This is a genomic window from Candidatus Dormiibacterota bacterium, from assembly GCA_035635555.1.
Lineage (GTDB): Bacteria > Acidobacteriota > Polarisedimenticolia > Gp22-AA2 > Gp22-AA2 > Gp22-AA3.
Genome location: DASQAT010000044.1, coordinates 29,039 through 46,748, shown reverse-complemented (window position 1 = coordinate 46,748; position 17,710 = coordinate 29,039). Strand labels below are relative to the sequence as shown.

Sequence of the window (17,710 nt, the reverse complement as noted above, 5' to 3'; positions counted from 1 at the left end):
GACCCCGATCCCGCCCGGACCTCACGCGATCCGGCGATCGCGGTCGTCGGTGGTGTTCTTCCCGAGCTCGGGTGGGTGGGTGGTCCCTTCGCGTCCCGGACGCAGCGGGGCCGCCTGCGCGAAGGTGATGGTGACTTCGGTCCCCTGGTGCGGCGCGCTCTTGATCGTGATGTCGGCCCCGATGATGTCGAGCATCTGCCGGGCGGCCCAGAGTCCGAGCCCCACGCCCTTCTTCTCCGGCTTGGTCGTGAAGAACGGCTCGAACACCTGCTTCATGTGCTCCGGGCGTATGCCGATCCCCGAATCCCGCACACGCGCGATCACACGCTCCCCCTGGTGCGCCGTCTCGACGACGATCGTGCCCCCCCCGAAGGGCATCGCCTCCACCGCGTTGACGATGATGTTGAACAGAGCCTGGTGCACGCGCATCGCCGACCCCATCACCGGCGGCACCACGGCATAGCGTTCCTCGAAGACGATCTTCTTCTCGGAGGCGCGTCGCCGGCAGAGCAGGATCGATTCATGCAGCAGGATATTGGCGCTGAACGGGGCCCGCCCCGGCTTGGTGAGAGCATAACCGGCCAGGTGGCGCAGGGTTTCGTGGAGGGTCTCGCCCCTGCTCCCGAGCCCCGCCACCCGCTCCCGCAGCGCGTCCGGGAGACCGCTGTCGACGGCGAGCGTCTTGAGTCCGTCCAGGAGACCCTGGAGCGGCTCCCTCATCTGGTGCGCGACGATCTCGAGGTAGGCGCTCAGGGATCGGTAGGTTTCGTTCGCCATGATATGGTCCTGGCTGAACCGGAGCTCCTCCTGCACATCCAGGAGGAGCCGAACATGCTCTTTGTCGCGGCGGCGATAGGCGACGAGGACGCCGAGCGCGTAGGCGGCGATCAGCACGGTGGCGCAGGCCAGCTGTTTCAGCGCCGGCGATTCGGACGAGGGGAGGATCCGGACGGCCAGGGCCAGGACTGCGCCGGCCAAAGCACCGCCGAGCGCCGCGCCGGAGATCCAGGGGGACCGGTTTCTGGGCATGCTCGGTTCAGTCCGTGCCCGACCCGGTCGGCTTGAGCGCCGCCCTGGCGGCGTTGATGGCGGCCATGCGCGCGCCGTTCTTGTTGGGTCCGGGGAGCGCCTCGTACTTCAGATCGACCACCGGCCGGCCGCCCGCGATGTGCTCCTCGAGGATGCGCAGCGCCTTGTCCGGCGTCACGCCGCCGTACCAGACATTCTCGGGGTACACGACGACCATCGGGCCGTTGCCGCACTGGTTGAAGCAGCCCGCCTTGTTGACTCTGATCTTCCCCTTCAGGCCGCGCGCGGCGACCCCCTCCTTGAGCAGGCGGTGCACCTCCGCGGATCCATCGAACGGACAATACTCCCCGTGGGTGCAGACAAACACGTGACACTCGTATGGAGGCATGCGCGCTTTCTCCCGCCAGGCCGCAAAGTACCACATCGGGCGCGGGGGAAACAATCCGCCCGGCCCGCAGGGTAAGGCGGTAAACTGCGCCGGGACGGAGAGCGGGCCCTCCGCTGCACGTCCGGGAGGTGGACGGTGGACGTGCGGACGCGGGCGCTCGAGACCCTGAGGACGCGGGGGACAGTCCCCGTCTTCCCTCTGCCGGATCTCGTCTTCTTCCCGCACGCCTCCCTGCCGCTGCACATCTTCGAGCCGCGCTACAGGCAGATGACCGAGGACGCCCTCGGGGGGGACCGGCTGATCGCCATGGCGCTCCTGAAGCCGGGCTGGGAGCGGGGATTTGACGGAAGCCCCGAAATCTTCCCGATGGCGTGCGCGGGTATCATCGAGGAGGAGGCGCGACTGCCGGACGGAAGGTTCAACATCCGCCTGCGCGGAGTGGCTCGGGTCGAGGTCCTGTCCTTCGAGAGGGACAGCCCCTACCGCGTCGCGCGAGTGCGTGTCCTCGACGACCGGAACGAGGTGGACGGTCCCGGTGTCGTGGAAGACAAGAAACGTCTGTTCGCCTCGTGCGCCGGACTCCTCCAGGAGATCTCCGGGCGCGTTTCCCAGCCCCTGGCCTTCGACAGCGATATCCCCTTCGCGGCGGTGGTCAACACGCTCTGCCAGAGTCTGGCCATGGAACTGCCGCTCAAGATGGCGCTGCTCGGCCTCGACGATGTGCGGGAGCGCTGCCGGCTGCTGATCCGGGTGCTGGAGGAGCGCTGGCGCGATATCGCGCTGAGTCAGGCCGCCCGCCGGGATCCGGACGGCGAAGACGTTCACTGACGGCATGCGTCCGGGCGGCAGTCGCCCGGTCGTCGCCTGCGTCCGTCTGGGGAGACTCAGATCTCCGTCACGCCCCGAAGGGCGGCGATGGTCAAGACGACCTCTCCGATCTTGTTGTTCGGCGTGGAGGCGCCCGCGGTGAGACCGAGCACGACCGGCCCGTTCGGGAGCCAGTCGCGGGTGGTGACCTCGGACGGGCTGCCGAAGGGCTTGTGACGGATCATCCCGGTCCCGAGGATGCAGGACGCGTCCTGGATGTGGTAGGTCGGGACGGTCCTGGACGCGAGAGCGGCGAGGTGGGTGGTATTGCTGCTGTTGTACCCGCCGATCACCACCATGAGGTCGGGGTTTCCGGCGATCAGCTCGAGGACGGAATCCTGGCGGTCCTGCGTGGCGCTGCAGATCGTGTCGAAGGCGCGGAAGCGCTCCGGAATCTCCCCCGCGCCGTGGCGGTCCGCGAGCGCCGCCCGGATCATCTCCTGGATTTCGAGGGATTCCGAGGAGAGCATGGTCGTCTGGTTCGCGAGGCCGATGCGACCCAGATGAACGTCGGGGTCGAACCCGGGGGAACAGGCGGCGGAGAAACGGGCGAGAAACGCGGATCGATCCCCCCCGTTCCGGATGTAGTCGCAGACGAGCGACGCCTCGGCGCGGTCGCGGACCACCAGGTGACGCCCCCCCGGGTACTGGGTCGTGCGGGAGGCTGTGGCCCGGGTCTCCTCGTGCGCGTACTTGCCGTGGATCACGGCCGTGAATCCCGTGGCCGAAAAGCGGTCGACGTTCTTCCAGACGTTCAGCACCGATCCGCAGGTCGTGTCGACCAGGACACAGCCGGTCGCCTTGAGACGGGCCATCTCCTCGACGGTCACGCCGAACGCGGGCAGGATGACGACGTCCTCGGAACGGACGGCTTCGAACCCGGGGCCGCCCCCTTCCGGGTCCCGCAGGAACCGGATCCCCATCTCCTTCAGGCGGGCGTTGACGTGCGGGTTGTGGATGATCTCTCCGACCAGGTAGATTGCTCGATCGGGAAACCGCCTGCGGGTCTCGTAGGCGTATTCGACGGCGCGATCGACCCCGTAACAGAAGCCGAACTCGCGGGCCAGGAGGAAGGTCACGGCGCCGGTCTGCAGGCGGTAACCCGAGGCCTTGAGCTTCTCCACGATGCCGCTGTGGTAGTCGGCCCGCAACTCGGGGCGAATCGCCTCCTTGAGGCCGAATCCACGCTGGTAATATTCCATCTCGTCCATCCGTCGCATCCTCGATTCTACACGATACACGGGTCCGTCAATTTTCGGCGATTCTCTCCGGGCAGGAGGCGACGTTCATATCGCTGCCGCGCAGGAAATTCACCAGGGTGATATGGAAGGCGCGCGCCGTTTCGATGGCCAGCGTGGTCGGCCCGGAAATGGCGCAGACGATCGGAATGCCCGCGACCGCCGCCTTCTGGAGGATCTCGAAGGACGTCCGTCCCGAGACCATGAGGATGGCGTCGTCCGCGCGCGATCCGTCGAGCGCGGTGCGCCCGACAACCTTGTCCACCGCGTTGTGCCGCCCGACGTCCTCGCGGCACACCCGCAGTCGGCCGTCCGGGGCGAACAGACCCGACGCGTGCAAGGCGCCGGTGCGCCCGAAGCTCTCCTGGGCGGCGAGAAGGCGATCCGGGAGCGATTCCAGGACCTCGCGCCGCACACGCAGATCGGTGGCCAGGGGCGTGGCCCGGGTGGCCAGCGCTTCGATGGACGCCTTGCCGCACAGGCCGCAGGCGGCGCTCGCCACGAGATTGCGCCGGAGCCTATGGGCGTCGAAGACGACCCCCGGGGCCAGGGAGATCTCGACGATGTTCAGCTCCATGTCCCCCTCGGCGCGGCACTGCCGCATCGTCCCGATGGCGTCGATCGAACGCACCACCCCTTCCGTCAGGCAGAAGCCGGCCGCCAGCTCCAGGTCGTGACCGGGGGTCCGCATGATCACAGCCAGGCTCTCGCCGTCGATGCGGATCTCCAGGGGCTCCTCGACCACGACCCAGTCGGAGGCTTCGCGTGTTAGTCCCCCCCGGATCTTCCAGAGCGTGCTGCGTTCGACCGCGCCGCGTGACATGCCCACATTCTAGGTGCCGGGCGGGGGATTGGGAAGGGCGGGCCCCGCAGGGCATGCCGGTCCGGGGCGGCGCTGCGGCCGCGCCGCGCCCCCTCGCGCAGGCCGCACTTTGATCTTGACAGGGACAAGGGCTTCTGCAAAGGTATGCCGTCTTTTCCAAGTCTCTCAGTTCCGGAGGGCGGCACGGCGTAGGCGGCGCGGGCCGCGCTGTGCGTGGGGGGAGCGATGCGAAGTCCGTTCATGTGGAGAGGGGGGCTCGTCGCGTGCGCGGCGGCCGCGATCCTGGCGGCACCTGCCTGGGCGCAGAATCGCGAGAAGTCCTGGGAGGTGACCCCCGAGCTGGGATGGATCTTCTATGGGAACCCGCATCTGGGCGATGGCACGACGGACCAGACCCTCACCTCGGGGGCGACCATCACGAGGACAGTGGACGTCGTGACCTCGGACATCCAGGACAGCCTCTCCTACGGGTTTCGCTTCGGCTACAACTGGACCAAGAAGCAGATGGTCGAGTTCGGCTTCGGCGGAACCGCGACCACCGGAACGTTCTTCGTGCACAAGAGGGTCTACGACGTCACCGCCGGACCGCCCGGCACACTGACGACCGATCAGCGCAAGCAGGAGGACGTCAGCATCGATCTCATCGTCGCTCACGTCAACTACGTCCACAACTTCTTCCTGCAGCACCGCGGCAAGGTCGTGGCCTTCGCCACCGGCGGCGTCGGTCTGATCAACTCGAGCATCTTCGGCCAGACGGCCGATCCCGATCTCCAGCAGCCGCTCGATCAGCTGGTCGGGGACGAAAACACCTTCATGTACAACTACGGCGGCGGCATGCGTTTCTTCGGGGGTGAGAAGGCGGCATTCCGCATCGACGCGCGCCAGGTGCGCTACAGCTCGGGTTCCCGCGGCAACCAGGACCACATCGAGATCGGCCTCGCGCTGACGATCATCCTCGGCGGAGCCTAGACCCGCGCCTCAGTCCGCCGCCGTCTCAGGCAGGGCGGCGTCGATCTCCTCGATCAGCACGATGTTGTCCGAGATACAGACGACGGCCACGACCGCCGTGATCAGGTTCATCGCCAGGGCGATCAGGGCCAGGAGGGCGTGCATCCAGCGCGGGAGGGCGTGTGTGTGGGCGCCCCCCCCCACGATGAAGGCGGCCATGGTGACCAGGGGCGTGAACGTCAGCCAGGGAAACAGGCGCGCCTTCAAGCGCCGGGTGCGCTCCACCAGCGACGCGGCGAGCCCGTAGCGCTGCACGACCTTCTTGATGCGGCTGCCGGTCCCGACGAAGTAGAAGAGGGTCATGGTCTGGGTGAACAGGACGACGACGATTCCGAACAGCGCGAAGCGGATGTGAGCGGAGGCCGCCAGGCTCCCCATGGAGGTGCGGTATCCCTCGTACGTCACGAATCCGATCAGAATCACGCTCCCCAGGAACAGGAATCCGAGGATGCGCGCGATCGGCACGTTGTGCAGCATGGATCACGCCACCCAGCGCGGCAGCCGGTGCTTCAGCAGCGCATCGATCCCGAGGGCGCGCCCCGCGGCGGTCGCGTAGATCGTGACGAGCAGCAGGGTGAACACCGCCGGCTGCTCGGTGCTCAGGATCGGCGCGCCGCTCGCGAACAGAAAATTGAGGCACAGAAAGAGGCCGCCCAGGGCCGCCAGCCGGCAGGCGCAGCCGAGCAGGAGCAGGCTCCCGACGACGATCTCCCCCAGCGTGACGAAGTGCGCGAACAGGGAGGCGTGGGGGATCGCCACCTTCTGCAGAAAGGGGACGTAGAAGTGGTAGGCAGGCCCCTCGGCCCACTTGCTCAGGGTTTCGTGAAGGCCCGCTCCGCCGAACCCGCCCGTGAACTTCGCCAGGCCGTACTTCAGGAAGAAGTACCCTGTGTACAGCCTGACAGGGAGAGCGGCCAGGGGCGAGCTGTAGTCCTCGATCCGTCCCTTCAGGAATCCCATCGTCCTCCCTCAGGCCGTCGCGGCCGCCGTAAGAGACAGCCATCCTACAATGAAGCCTGCTGCATGGATGCACCGGAGGTTGCAGGGAGAAGTGGACCGCCCGGAGGGGGCGTGGGACAATTCAACTATTGGAGACGGGCAGACGGGTGCCCGCCTCCGATTCCCCCGCCGTGCGGGCCGAAGGCTCGCACGGCTTCCTTGTTCATGGAGACACGCGCCTCCCTTCCCGGCGGGGGGCGGGAGAAGCGGCCGCGCCCGGGGCCGCGAAGACCCGCGGATGGAGCCGCCGGGCGACCTCTTCGATGCCGGACACGACCTCGGGACCCGGCTGCTCGATCGACTCACTCACCACGAACAACCTTCCGGATCTCACCGCCGGCACCCTTGACCAGGCCGGCTCCGCGCGCAGTCGATCGAGGACGGCCCGATTCTGCTGCGTGGTCAGGATGGCTTCGGGGGCGCGCATGATCGCCGATTCGACGTCGAACGTGGGGTAGGCAGCCGCGGCGTCGGACGTGATCGACGTACCGCCGGCGCGCGCCAGCGCGTCGGTCAGGAAGGACGAACGCCCGGGGACGACCAGCGGATCGCCCCAGACCACGAACAGCACCCTGACGGGCCGGTCCAAGGCGATGCCGGACGCGACGGTCGAAAGCCGCGACCTGAGATCGGCTACGAGGACCCGTCCACGCTCCGGTTCATCGATGAGGCGCCCGAGATCGAGGAGGGAGCGGAGCACGCTCTCGACATCGGGTGTGTGAATCGTGTAGAGCGGCAGGCCTATCGAGGCCGCCTCCCGGGCCAAGGAGGGGTCGTTCCCGCTCGTGGTGGCGACCAGGACATCGGGACCGAGACCGCGGATCGTCTCGAGGCTTGGATTCAGCATGCCTCCGATGCGAGCGACCGGCGCGTCACCGGCCGGCAGGACGCAAAAGTCGGTCACGCCCACGAGACGATCCCGCGCGCCCAGCGCCAGTAGCGAGCTGGTCACGCTCGGCGCCAGAGACACGATGCGCCGTGGGCGCGGGGGCAGCCGGACCGTGCGCCCCAGCCCGTCCGTGAGGATGCGTGTCTCCGCCCCGGGCTGCCTTCGATCGCACCCGGGAAGAAGTCCGCCGGCGAGCACGGCGCACAGGAGGACAACAGGCGGAACGTGCCGGTGCGGGCAGTCGGATCGACGCTCGAGCATGTCAGGACGTTCTCCGCGGGGCCTCCCGCCGCCCTCCGAAACGCAAGGCCGGCCACTCTAGAGCGCCGACCGGCGGCTGTCAAGAAACCTCCTCGCCGGTCCAGATGAAAATGCGCTCGGCCTGCCACGGCGCGGCCGCCCGTCGGAAAATTGACACCTTCGTCCGAGACGACCGATCGACAGGCCTCCCCCGTGTCGCGGCGACCGTCCGGCGGCGGCCGGCGCCTTGAATTGCCCATCTCAGGACCTTAAGTTTGCGCGGGTGAACGCAGGTCATGCCTCCTTCCAGGAGGTCCGACGGGGAGTCGGAACCAGATGGATTCCGTCAGCGCGGCTTTGGCGACCCTCCGCGGGGTGCCGCCATGGGGATGGGGCTGCGGCATCCTGGGGGCCATCTTCCTCGGCTGGCTCCTGGGACGGATGGGCGGGGGATCGCGATCCGTGCGCCGCCCCGTCCGTTCCGATGGAGACGTCTCGGCGCTGCGCGACTTGAAATCCACCGCGGCCCGCCTGGAGGCCGAGAACACCGCGCTGTCGAGCTTCTTCCTCCTGCTCCCCGACTTCACCAAGGAGATCAATTCGCACATGGAGCGGCGCGCGATCGCCCCGCTGCTCACCAAGATCTCCGAGCGCCTGTTCGCCCCAGGTCAGGTCCTGCTCTTCCTCTTGGACGAGCGCGTCGATACGCTGATCCTGCACCAGCAGCGGGGTCTGGCGGAGGACGTCAAGCTCGGTTTCCAGGTGAAGTTGGGCGAGGGTCGCATCGGATGGGTGGCGCAGCACAAGGTCCCCATGGACACCAACGATTTCATCAGGGAGATGCGCCAGTCGGGGGCGAGCCTCGATGTCCCGGCCCACTTCCGTTTCAAGACCGAGCTGTGCGCGCCGATGGTGCACGAAGGACGCGTGTCCGGCGTCATCAGTGTCGGCGGGATCACGAAGCACTACAAGTACGAGAAGACCCTGCTGAACCTCATCGCCGACCTGGGCAGCATCGCGCTGCACAACAACGCGCTGTTCTCGCAGGTCCAGGAGATGGCGAACTCGGACGGTCTGACCAAGCTCTTCAACAAGCGTTTCTTCATGAGCCGCCTGTCGGACGAAATTCTCAAGGCGGAGAAGGGGCACTATCCGTTTTCGCTGTTCATCTTCGACCTGGATCACTTCAAGCATTACAACGACACGCAGGGGCACCAGGCGGGGGACGAGGTCCTCAAGTTCACGGGGCAGATCCTGCGCGACATGGTTCGGCCGGACGATACGCCGGCGCGCTACGGCGGCGAGGAGTTCATCGTCATCCTGCCGCAGACGCCCAAGGACGGGGCTATGGTCGCGGCGGAACGGATCCGCGCCAGGGTCGCCGAACACCCGTACGCCAACCGGGAGAGCCAGCCGCTCAAGATCGTGTCCCTGAGCGGCGGGGTCGCCACGTTCCCCGACGACGGTCGCAACGGCCCGGACCTCATCGCGGCCGCCGACGCAGCGCTGTACCGCGCCAAGCAGGCGGGACGGAACCGGGTCCTCCGCGCGGAGACGAAATACTTCTCCGACGGTTCCGAAGACGCGTACTACAACGTGAACAACGGCTGAGACCGCCCCCCCCATGCAGAGTCGCCGCAGGAAACTGGTGAAGGACCTCAAGCAGAGAGGGGAGCTCGCGGGCAGGAGCACCGCCGGGGCCCTCACGGACCTGCTGTACGACGAGCTGACCGATCTGCCGACGGTCCCGCTCCTCCTCGGTCGCATCCGCCGTCTGCTGAAGGAGTCGCACCATCTCGGCCTGCTCTCCATCAGCGTGCTCCAGAACGAGCGCGGAGAGCAGACGCTGGGCTGGCAGGGATACGAATCGCTGGTACGCAGCGTCGCGGCCTTCCTGCTCGAGATCAAGAAGGTTGCGCTCCGGCGGGACGACTACGTGTCCGAGGTGATGATCAGCGGCAACGCGTTCGTGATTCTCCTGTCGCCGCCGCGCGGCAGGCAGGGAGTCGCGTACCCGGACATCGACAAGGTGCGCCGCCGCGTCGCGGCCAGGCTGGAGCGCTTCGTGCGGGATGGCCTTCCGGCCGACGTGCAGGAAACGTTTGGACTCTACGTCGGCTGCACCGTCCTGGTGCAGAACGCCACGGTGCGCTTCGAGCGCCTGGTGTACTCGGCCCTGGAGCAGGCGTTCACCGATTCGCTCCAGCAGCGCAAGAAGGAGCAGCACGACGCCTCCCTGAAGCTGAAGATGATTCTGAAGACGGAGGCGATCCACCCGGTGTACCAGCCGGTCGTCGACCTGCTGGAGAAGCGAATCGTCGGGTTCGAGGCGCTGACCCGTGTCTCGCCTGAGGCCTTCGCCGGGCCGGACCAGCTGTTCAAGGCGGCCTATGACAACGACTCGGTGTGGAAGCTCGAGCGGCTCTGCCGTGAGCGGGCTATCCGCTCGGCGCGCGGCCTCGACGACGAGCAGCTCCTGTTCCTGAACATGGAGCCCGACTCGATTCACGATCCCGCGCTGCGCTCGGAAGCCACCTTCGCGCTCCTGCGCGACTCGAATCTCAAGCCGTCGCAGGTCGTGCTGGAGATGACCGAGCATTCCGCCGTCCGCGATTTCACCTCACTGCGCCAGCTCCTGAGCTATCTCCAGTTCCACGGATTCCGGCTGGCCGTGGACGACGTGGGCTCGGGATACTCGGGGCTGAAATCGATCGCCGAGATCAAACCAGACTTCATCAAGATCGACATGGCGCTGATCCGCGACATCCACCTGCACCCGATCAAGCAGGACCTCACCGGGACGATCGCCCGATTCTCGACCAGCTCCGGGATCACGTTGATCGCCGAGGGCGTCGAGACGGTCGAGGAGCTGCGCTGTCTCCAATCGATCGGGGTGCGCTACGCGCAGGGGTACCTGTTCGCACGGCCGGGCGCGCCCTTCCCGAAGGCCGACCTCAGCGCCCTCGAGGATTAGGACCCCGAAAGAAGGAGAGCCGCTTCATGATTACCGAAGCGGCTCTGTTCAGGTGTGAGTTGTGTGGTTCCGGTGACGTACCTCAGCCCTCGCGGGCTGGTTAGAGAAAGGCAACGAGCACTAGACCGCCCGCTTCTCCTGCACCCGCGTCTGGGACCAGGCCCCCATGATCAGGCACGTCTTGGCGGTCTCGACCTCGATCCACTGGTGATAGACCTTTCTGCGGGTCGGGTCGATCTGGTATGAAACGTTCGCGTAGCTGAAGTCGACCATTCCGTTCGAAATCCTGGTGGACTGCTTCTTGCCGAGTGCGGCTTTCTTCTTCCTCATCCCGGGCGTCCTCCCGAAGGTTGTTTATCCAGAGAAGCAATAATCCTGCCAGGTTTTTGCAATCCGGTCCGACGTATCATGATGTATAACATCACCGTAACCTCATGTAAAACAGTCTGTTGCAGGCTGCGATTGGGAGGGAGTCACCCTCCGTGGCGCTCCGCCCGGGCCGAAAATTTCCCTACTCGGCCACTCTGACGCATTTGTTTGTTGACAGAAATGCGCCAAAGTGACAGACTTCGACGTCGCTCGAGGTTCCCTGTGCTCGTCCACGGCAAGCAGATCCTGCTGATCGATCCGGCCCAGCGCTTCGAAGTGGAGCTCATGCTCCGGGGGCTGGGGATGGACGTGCGCTCGGTCGCGACACCCGCCGCAGCGCTCGATCTTGCGGCACGGGAGGATTTCGACATGGCGCTCCTGGATTCGTCGCTGGTCGGGGACGGAGACGAGGACGTCGTGGCCCGGCTCCGCGCCCACACGTCCATCCCGTCGATCCTGGTGCTCACGACCGAAGACGCCGTGCGACGCGCCATCCACGCCCTCGAGCACGGCGCCGACGACTACCTGGTGCGTCCCCTGGAGAAGGCCGAGGTCCGTTCCCGGCTGGAGCGCATCTTGGAGTGGCGGCACGCGGGCGACCGCGCCATTCATTTTCAGAACGAGCTGAGCCGCAAGTATCTCGTCGGTAATCTGGTGAGCCGGTCGGCGGGGATGCGCCGGGTGCGGGACCAGATCCTTCAGGTGGCCGTGGCACGCAGCACGGTCCTCATTCTCGGCGAAAGCGGCGTGGGGAAGGAGCTCGTGGCCAAGGCCATCCATTTCAACTCGCCCCGGCGGGAGGCCCCCTTCATCGCGATCAACTGCTCGGCCATCCCCGTCAATCTCATCGAGAGCGAGCTGTTCGGGCACGAGCGGGGCGCGTTCACGGGCGCGGTCGGGCGGCAGAAGGGAAAGTTCGAGCTCGCCGACGGCGGAACCATCTTCCTCGACGAGGTCGGCGACATGGATCTGCTCACGCAGGCCAAGCTCCTGCGCGTTCTGGAGGAGAGAGAGTTCATGCGCGTGGGCGGCAGCCGTGAGCTGCGCGTCGACGTGCGCGTGCTGGCCGCGACCAACACCGACCTGGAGGACCTGATCCGTCGCGGCCGGTTCCGCGACGATCTCTACTTCCGGCTCAAGGTCATCACCATCCGCGTGCCGCCCCTGCGCGAGCGTCAGGAGGACATCCCCGAGCTGGCGCGGGTGCTGCTGGAGCAGGTCCGGCGCGACAACGGACTGCGCGCGCGGCGCCTCACCGCGAAGGCGGTGCGCCGCCTGCAGCGCCATCCCTGGCCCGGCAACGTGCGGGAGCTGAAGAATGTGCTGGAGAGCACGGCCATCACGCACCCCGGGGACGCCATCCGCGAGAGCGACCTGCCGGCCGGCGTGCGCGGCGACACGAGTTCCGAGACCGTGCGTGCCCGCCCGCGGGTCGGAACCACCCTGCGTGAGATGGAGCGCGAGCACATCCGCCGGACGCTGCATCATCATGACGGCAACCGCACGCACGCGGCCCGCAGCCTGCACATAGGCCTGCGGACGCTGCAGCGCAAGATCCGGACCTACGGTCTCCGCGTTCCCGGTCGTCGCGGGCGGAAACCGGGCCCGGCAGCGGCCGCAGTCAGAGCCTGACCGAAACCCCCAGCCCGTCCCGGTCGAGAAGAGGCAGGATCTCGCCGTTCGCGATCTGCAGGCCTCCCTCGGCGACGTCGTCGGCGATGTCCAGATGCCCATCGAGATCGGCGCGCTCGACGTTGGAGGCGGCCAGGGCGAAATGCAGGGCGGCCGCGATGCCGATGCGGGACTCATCCATGCATCCGATCATGCCTCCGATCCCGGCGGCCCGCGTGACGCGCGCGATGTCGAGCGCTTCGCAGAGGCCGCCGGATTTCATCAGTTTGATGTTCACCAGATCGGCGGCGCGCGCCTCCGCCAGGCGGCGCGCGTCGGCCGCGCCGAGGACCGACTCGTCCGCCATGATCGGCAATTCGAACTCGTCGGTGAGGCGGCGCAGGAGGGAGAGGTCGGCGGCGGCCGTCGGCTGTTCGATGAGCTCGAGCGACCCGGGGGGAAGCCCCGCAAGGAAATGGCGGGCCGCATCCTCGGAGTATCCCTGGTTGGCGTCCGCGCGCAGAAGGATCCCCGGACCCAGCGCTTCGCGCAGCAGGCGCACGGTTCCGAGGTCGTCCTTCCAGTCCTCGCCGATCTTCAGCTTGAGGATTCGGAATCCCGCGGCCACGTGCCGCCTGGCGCGTTCGAGCGTCGGCCGCGGCTCGTCGATCCCGAGGGTGATGCTGGTCGGAAGGCGATCCCGCTTCATCCCGAGGACGCGCGCCAGCGGGACGCGCGCGCGGAGCCCGGCGAGATCGAAGAGCGCCATCTCGCAGGCTGCGCGGGCGGCCGGCGACGAGGGGGCCGCCTCGAGAGCGCGGCGCGCGAAGTCGGAGGGATCGGCGGCGTCGGACATGCGGAGGAGCGGGACGAGGCGGTCGTCCAGAGCGTGCCGTGCGGCGGCGGGTGTCTCGCGTGTGACCTCCTCCGCCGGTGCGGCGCAGCCGAACCCGGTGCGCCCGTCGGACGTGTCGACCTTGACGATGATGTTCTCGGCGATCGAGTAGGAATGGCCGGCGATGCGGTAACCCTCGACCAGCCGGAAGGGAATCGGGATCACCTCGACGCGGGCGACGCGGATCATCCCGGCAGGCGCGGGAACCGGCGATGGAGCTCCTCAATGATCGGCTCCACCCCGTCACGGAGCGCGTCGCAGCACGGAATTCCGTACCGCGCGCGGCAGGCCGCCGCCTGCGTCCGCACCTCCTCGGGCGCCAGGCCCTCGTGGTTCAGAGCGATCGCTACGACCGGCTTGCCGCTGAGCAGTTGGATGACCGTCATCTCCTTCTCGACACCCGCCAGCGGGAACTCGGGAAAGCCGTCGTAGTGCACGCGCGCCGGGGCATGCTGCAGCACGATACCGTCGGGCCGGGCCCCCGCCAGGATCTCGAAGCCGCCGGGGTAGGCGGGGTGGGTCAGGCATCCCTGGCCCTCGATGACGATGACATCGGGCTTCTCCTCGCGAAACGCGCGCAGCACCTGGTGCTCGATCTCGCCGCTGACGAAGTCGTTCACCAGGCTGTCCAGGATCAGACCGTAGCGCACGCCTTGCATCCAGGAGGTCTGGCCGGTCCCGACCAGGACGGCTCTCATCCCCCGTGAACGGAGACCCTGAACCAGTCGGACGGAGGTCGTCCGCTTGCCGACACCGGAATCGGTTCCGAGCACGGCGACGCGGATCGAGGCGACGTCCAGGATCCGCCCGGTGAAGGCGTGCATGTCCCCGCTCGGGGGAGTGCGCCGGACGTCGCGGATCCGGGCGCCGCTCGTCCGGGCCAGGGAGGAGAATTCCGGATCATCGCCGAGGAGTTCGTGCAGGCCGGAGTCGACGTTGATGCCGCGTGTCAGCGCCCTGGCGATCGTCGGGCGAAGCCTGTCCGGCAGGACCCCGCCGTGGGTGGCGACGCCCACGACCAGATAATCGGGCCGGCGACCCGCCGCACGGATCGCCTCCTCGAGGTCCAGGACGATCGGGATCCCGGCAGGCGTGCCGTCGAGGACATCGCCCGCGTCCCGGCCCGCCAGGCTTCCGTCGATGACGGCCAGGACCCGGTAACGCTCCGTGTGGCGCACCAATCCGTGCGCAGTTTTCCCCTCGGTCGTCCCGAAACCGCCGTCGCAGAGAACCACCGCAGTGCCGTCGCCGATCGTGTCCGTCATGATCGCCGGGACTGTAGCACAGGTGGATCGCACGCGCGGCCGCGTCCTTGACGCCCTTTCGAGGCTTGCCCTAAGATGGCCGCATGGTCACGGGTTTCAACACGGACGTCCAGCACCAGGGCAAGACCTTCCACGTCCAGACCGAAGACAAGGGCCAGCAGAATCCGATCATCGAGACCTTGATCTATGTGGGGGGAGAGATCCTGGCGGCGCGCCGCACATCGTATGCCGATCTTCTCGTCAAGGGCATCGACGAAAAGGAGATCGCCGAGCGGATCGAGACGCAGCACAACCGCATGATTCTCGACATCCGCGAAGGCAAGTACGACAGCAAGCAGATCCGCCCCTTCGGCGAGGGGATCATCTCCCACAAGAGCTTCGATGAGGTCGTCATGGACTGGCTCCTGTCGCAGGCGGCCACGGAGCGGATTGCCCTGAGGATGACGGGATCGGACGGATTCGTCGAGGGCGAGACGGCCCGTCTGGCCCTTTTCGTGGGTCGTTCCTCGACCGGTCAGGGCGTCGGCGGGGCGAAGGTGAGGGTGAAGCTGATCAGCACAGTCGACAAGCCGAAGACGCTCGTGGAGGGCGCAACCGATGACGCGGGGCAGGTGTCGCTCTCCTGTCCGCTGCCCCTGCTCGAGGAGGGGACCGCGGCGCTGATCATCCAGGCCTCCTCCGGAAAGGAGAGCGCGGAGATCAAGCAGGTGATCAAGAAGCCGGCACGCAAGGCCGCGGGGTGAGCGGGGCGCGTGACCATCATTCTCAACGGGGAGGATCGCGAGGCGGCGCCGGACATCACGGTCCTGGCTCTCCTGGAATCACTGGGCGTGGCACCGGGGAGGGTGGCGGTGGAATTGAACGGTGACGTCCTGCGGCGCGCGGACTTCGTCCGCAGCACCCTGCGAGACGGGGATCGGGTGGAGTTCGTGCAGTTCGTCGGGGGCGGATAACGACCGTGCAGACCGGGACCCTCACCATCGCGGGGCGAAGCTATCCGTCGCGTCTGATCGTAGGCACGGGGAAGTACCCGGACTTCGATGTCATGCGGCGCGCGATCGAGGCGTCCGGCGCCTCGATGGTCACGGTCGCCGTGAGGCGCGTGGATCTGTCGCGGAGAGGCGGAGAGTCGCTGCTCGACTACATCGACTCCGCCCGCATCACCCTCCTGCCCAACACGGCGGGGTGTTTCACCGCGGAGGAGGCCGTGCGCACCGCGCGTCTCGGGCGTGAGGCCGGTCTTTCGGACTTGGTGAAACTCGAGGTCATCGGCGACGAGAGGACCCTGTTCCCCGACAACGAGGGTCTGCTCCTGGCCACCCGGATTCTCGTCAAGGAAGGGTTTGCGGTCCTGCCGTACACGAACGACGACCTGGTGGTTGCGAAGCGTCTGCGCGACGCGGGCGCGGCGGCGGTGATGCCGCTGGCGGCGCCGATAGGCTCGGGTCTCGGGATCCAGAACCCCGCAAATCTCAGGATCCTCCTCGAGGAGATCAGGGACGTGCCGGTGATCGTGGACGCCGGGGTAGGAACGGCCTCGGACGCCGCCATCGTGATGGAGACCGGCGCCGACGGGGTCCTGATGAACACCGGGATCGCCGGCGCGGACGATCCTGTGAAAATGGCCCGCGCCATGCGGCTGGCGGTCGAGGCCGGCCGGCTCGCCTTCGAGGCCGGCCGGATCCCGAAGAAACTCCACGCCCGGGCGAGCAGCCCGCTCCAGGGGATCGTTCGCTGACCGCAGGAACCGCCTCTCAGGAACGGCGTCTCTCACGCACCGCGGCCCGCGCCTCTTTCTCCTGGTCCCTCTCCTTGATCGCCTGGCGCTTGTCCCAGAGCTTCTTCCCCCTGGCCAGCGCGATCTCGACCTTCACCCGGCCCTTCGACAGGTAGAGGCGCAACGGGACCAGCGTCTGGCCGCCGGAGCGCGTCTCCTGCGCCAGCCTGAGGATTTCGCGGCGATGCAGGAGGAGCTTGCGCGGGCGCAGCGGATCGTGATTGGCGTACCCGCCGTGCGAATAGGGGGAGATGTGACAGTTGTGCAGGTAGACCTCGCGTCCGTCGACCCGCGCGAAGGCGTCCTTGAGGTTCGCCTTCCCCTCGCGCAGCGCCTTCACCTCCGTCCCGAGCAGCGCCAGGCCGGCCTCATGGCGCTCCCCGATGAAATAGGCGTGGAACGCATGGCGGTTCGACGCCAGCACGCGACCGGCCGGATCCTTGTCCTTCCCGCGGCTCACTCCTCCTCCCGATCGCGCAGGATCATGCGATAGAGGTCGCGACGCGAGAGACCCGTCTCCCGCGCCACGCGCCGCATCGCCTCCTTGCGATCCACGCCGGACTCGATCAGGAGGCGCACCCGGCGGCCGGGCCCCTCGCGGGGTCGGGCTTCCGGCCCGACCGGGGCCGCGGCGGCGGAGGGGGATGGGCCCGCCCCGGCCAGCAGGAACGCTATCTCTCCCCGGGCCTCGCGTCCCTCGAACGCCGCGATCAGCGTACGGACCGTGCCGGCGACGAACTCCTCGTGCACCTTGGTCATCTCTCTCCCCAGGAGCGCGCCGCGATCACCCAGGATCTCGAGAGCGTCCGTGAGCGTCGCGACGACGCGTCGGGGCGACTCGAAGAACAGCAGGGGACGCGGCTCGGCGCGCAAGGACTCGAGGGCTCTCCGCCGTTCACCCTTGCGGTGGGGCAGGAAGCCGATGAACGTGAAGGGGCCCGGGTCGAGGCCGCTGACCGAGAGGAGGGCCGTGATCGCCGAGGCGCCCGGGATCGGAACGAGGACGTGGCCCGCGCTCCGGGCGGCGTTCACGAGGCGCGCTCCTGGATCGGAAATTCCCGGAGTCCCGCCATCGCTCACCAGGGACACCCGACCACCACGACCGAGCGTCTCGAGAAGGTCCGGAAGGCGGCGCATCTCGTTGAACTTGTGATAACTCACGAGCCGTGTCGTGAGTCCGTGCCTCGACAACAGGGTCCTGGAGCGGCGCGTGTCCTCGCACGCGATGAGATCGCTCGCGGCGAAGGCCTCGACGGCCCGTGGAGACAGATCGTCCAGATTGCCGATCGGGGTGCCGACGACATAGAGCGTCCCCCGCGCCCCTCGCTCGGAGCCCAT

20 protein-coding genes are annotated in these 17,710 nt (G+C 67.6%); 8 read left to right on the top strand and 12 right to left on the bottom strand.

Annotated features, from left to right (window positions below; translation table 11 throughout):
• Positions 1-21: 21 nt before the first annotated feature.
• The gene (locus VEW47_12520; GenBank protein HYS06009.1) at positions 22-1,029 is read right to left on the bottom strand and encodes a HAMP domain-containing sensor histidine kinase; all 1,008 of its coding nucleotides are present in this window, start codon (positions 1,027-1,029) and stop codon (positions 22-24) included.
• A 7-nt stretch (positions 1,030-1,036) separates the two neighbouring features.
• Positions 1,037-1,417: a (2Fe-2S) ferredoxin domain-containing protein gene (locus tag VEW47_12515; protein ID HYS06008.1), complete on the bottom strand. Its 381-nt coding sequence runs from the start codon at positions 1,415-1,417 to the stop codon at positions 1,037-1,039.
• A 135-nt stretch (positions 1,418-1,552) separates the two neighbouring features.
• On the opposite strand from VEW47_12515, the gene VEW47_12510 reads away from it, so the two are divergent.
• Positions 1,553-2,245: an LON peptidase substrate-binding domain-containing protein gene (locus tag VEW47_12510; protein ID HYS06007.1), complete on the top strand. Its 693-nt coding sequence runs from the start codon at positions 1,553-1,555 to the stop codon at positions 2,243-2,245.
• Positions 2,246-2,301: 56 nt separating this feature from the next.
• On the opposite strand, the gene VEW47_12505 is transcribed toward VEW47_12510, so the two are convergent.
• A complete protein-coding gene (locus tag VEW47_12505; GenBank protein ID HYS06006.1) occupies positions 2,302-3,495 on the bottom strand; it encodes a 4-hydroxy-3-methylbut-2-enyl diphosphate reductase in 1,194 nt (397 codons plus the stop codon).
• 37 nt (positions 3,496-3,532) lie between these two features.
• Positions 3,533-4,345 carry a formate dehydrogenase accessory sulfurtransferase FdhD gene (fdhD, locus tag VEW47_12500; protein ID HYS06005.1) on the bottom strand — a complete coding sequence of 271 codons (813 nt, stop codon included), beginning with the start codon at positions 4,343-4,345 and terminating at the stop codon, positions 3,533-3,535.
• Positions 4,346-4,570: 225 nt separating this feature from the next.
• Between fdhD and VEW47_12495 the strand changes: the two genes are divergently transcribed.
• The gene (locus VEW47_12495; protein ID HYS06004.1) at positions 4,571-5,314 is read left to right on the top strand and encodes an outer membrane beta-barrel protein; all 744 of its coding nucleotides are present in this window, start codon (positions 4,571-4,573) and stop codon (positions 5,312-5,314) included.
• Between the two features lie 9 nt (positions 5,315-5,323).
• Here the strand turns inward: VEW47_12495 and VEW47_12490 are convergent, their stop codons facing one another.
• The 3 genes from VEW47_12490 to VEW47_12480 all read right to left on the bottom strand — a co-directional run bounded on the left by VEW47_12490 (position 5,324) and on the right by VEW47_12480 (position 7,502).
• Entirely contained in the window at positions 5,324-5,830 is a 507-nt protein-coding gene (locus tag VEW47_12490) for a hypothetical protein (GenBank protein HYS06003.1), read from the bottom strand.
• Positions 5,831-5,833: 3 nt separating this feature from the next.
• Positions 5,834-6,313, bottom strand: coding sequence for a DoxX family protein (locus tag VEW47_12485; GenBank protein HYS06002.1), 480 nt, complete (start codon positions 6,311-6,313; stop codon positions 5,834-5,836).
• A 202-nt stretch (positions 6,314-6,515) separates the two neighbouring features.
• Positions 6,516-7,502, bottom strand: a complete 987-nt coding sequence (locus VEW47_12480) for a helical backbone metal receptor (GenBank protein HYS06001.1) — start codon at positions 7,500-7,502, stop codon at positions 6,516-6,518.
• Between the two features lie 315 nt (positions 7,503-7,817).
• Here VEW47_12480 and VEW47_12475 point away from each other — a divergent pair, with 315 nt between their 5' ends.
• Together VEW47_12475 and VEW47_12470 are read left to right on the top strand one after the other, a co-directional pair.
• Positions 7,818-9,092: a sensor domain-containing diguanylate cyclase gene (locus VEW47_12475; protein ID HYS06000.1), complete on the top strand. Its 1,275-nt coding sequence runs from the start codon at positions 7,818-7,820 to the stop codon at positions 9,090-9,092.
• Between the two features lie 13 nt (positions 9,093-9,105).
• Entirely contained in the window at positions 9,106-10,455 is a 1,350-nt protein-coding gene (locus VEW47_12470) for an EAL domain-containing protein (protein HYS05999.1), read from the top strand.
• 120 nt (positions 10,456-10,575) lie between these two features.
• Here VEW47_12470 and VEW47_12465 read toward each other — a convergent pair whose 3' ends face one another.
• Positions 10,576-10,785 (bottom strand): hypothetical protein, encoded by a 210-nt coding sequence (locus tag VEW47_12465; GenBank protein ID HYS05998.1) that lies wholly within the window; start codon positions 10,783-10,785, stop codon positions 10,576-10,578.
• A gap of 261 nt (positions 10,786-11,046) precedes the next feature.
• Between VEW47_12465 and VEW47_12460 the strand changes: the two genes are divergently transcribed.
• The gene (locus tag VEW47_12460) at positions 11,047-12,456 is read left to right on the top strand and encodes a sigma-54 dependent transcriptional regulator (GenBank protein HYS05997.1); all 1,410 of its coding nucleotides are present in this window, start codon (positions 11,047-11,049) and stop codon (positions 12,454-12,456) included.
• On the opposite strand, the gene VEW47_12455 is transcribed toward VEW47_12460, so the two are convergent.
• Positions 12,446-13,519: an enolase C-terminal domain-like protein gene (locus tag VEW47_12455; GenBank protein HYS05996.1), complete on the bottom strand. Its 1,074-nt coding sequence runs from the start codon at positions 13,517-13,519 to the stop codon at positions 12,446-12,448. The two genes, VEW47_12460 and VEW47_12455, sit on opposite strands and share 11 nt — an antisense overlap.
• Positions 13,516-14,595 (bottom strand): DUF1611 domain-containing protein, encoded by a 1,080-nt coding sequence (locus tag VEW47_12450; protein HYS05995.1) that lies wholly within the window; start codon positions 14,593-14,595, stop codon positions 13,516-13,518. Before VEW47_12450 ends, VEW47_12455 begins: the two co-directional genes overlap by 4 nt.
• 83 nt (positions 14,596-14,678) lie before the next feature.
• Between VEW47_12450 and VEW47_12445 the strand changes: the two genes are divergently transcribed.
• From VEW47_12445 to VEW47_12435, 3 genes are read left to right on the top strand one after another with little or no spacing between them, the layout of a single operon-like run.
• A complete protein-coding gene (locus tag VEW47_12445; GenBank protein HYS05994.1) occupies positions 14,679-15,338 on the top strand; it encodes a hypothetical protein in 660 nt (219 codons plus the stop codon).
• Between the two features lie 9 nt (positions 15,339-15,347).
• Entirely contained in the window at positions 15,348-15,548 is a 201-nt protein-coding gene (gene thiS, locus VEW47_12440; GenBank protein HYS05993.1) for a sulfur carrier protein ThiS, read from the top strand.
• A 5-nt stretch (positions 15,549-15,553) separates the two neighbouring features.
• Entirely contained in the window at positions 15,554-16,333 is a 780-nt protein-coding gene (locus VEW47_12435; GenBank protein ID HYS05992.1) for a thiazole synthase, read from the top strand.
• Between the two features lie 16 nt (positions 16,334-16,349).
• On the opposite strand, the gene smpB is transcribed toward VEW47_12435, so the two are convergent.
• Both smpB and rsmI read right to left on the bottom strand, forming a co-directional pair.
• Positions 16,350-16,832: an SsrA-binding protein SmpB gene (gene smpB, locus VEW47_12430; protein HYS05991.1), complete on the bottom strand. Its 483-nt coding sequence runs from the start codon at positions 16,830-16,832 to the stop codon at positions 16,350-16,352.
• The gene (gene rsmI, locus VEW47_12425; protein HYS05990.1) at positions 16,829-17,710 is read right to left on the bottom strand and encodes a 16S rRNA (cytidine(1402)-2'-O)-methyltransferase; all 882 of its coding nucleotides are present in this window, start codon (positions 17,708-17,710) and stop codon (positions 16,829-16,831) included. The genes smpB and rsmI overlap by 4 nt, the downstream gene beginning before the upstream one ends.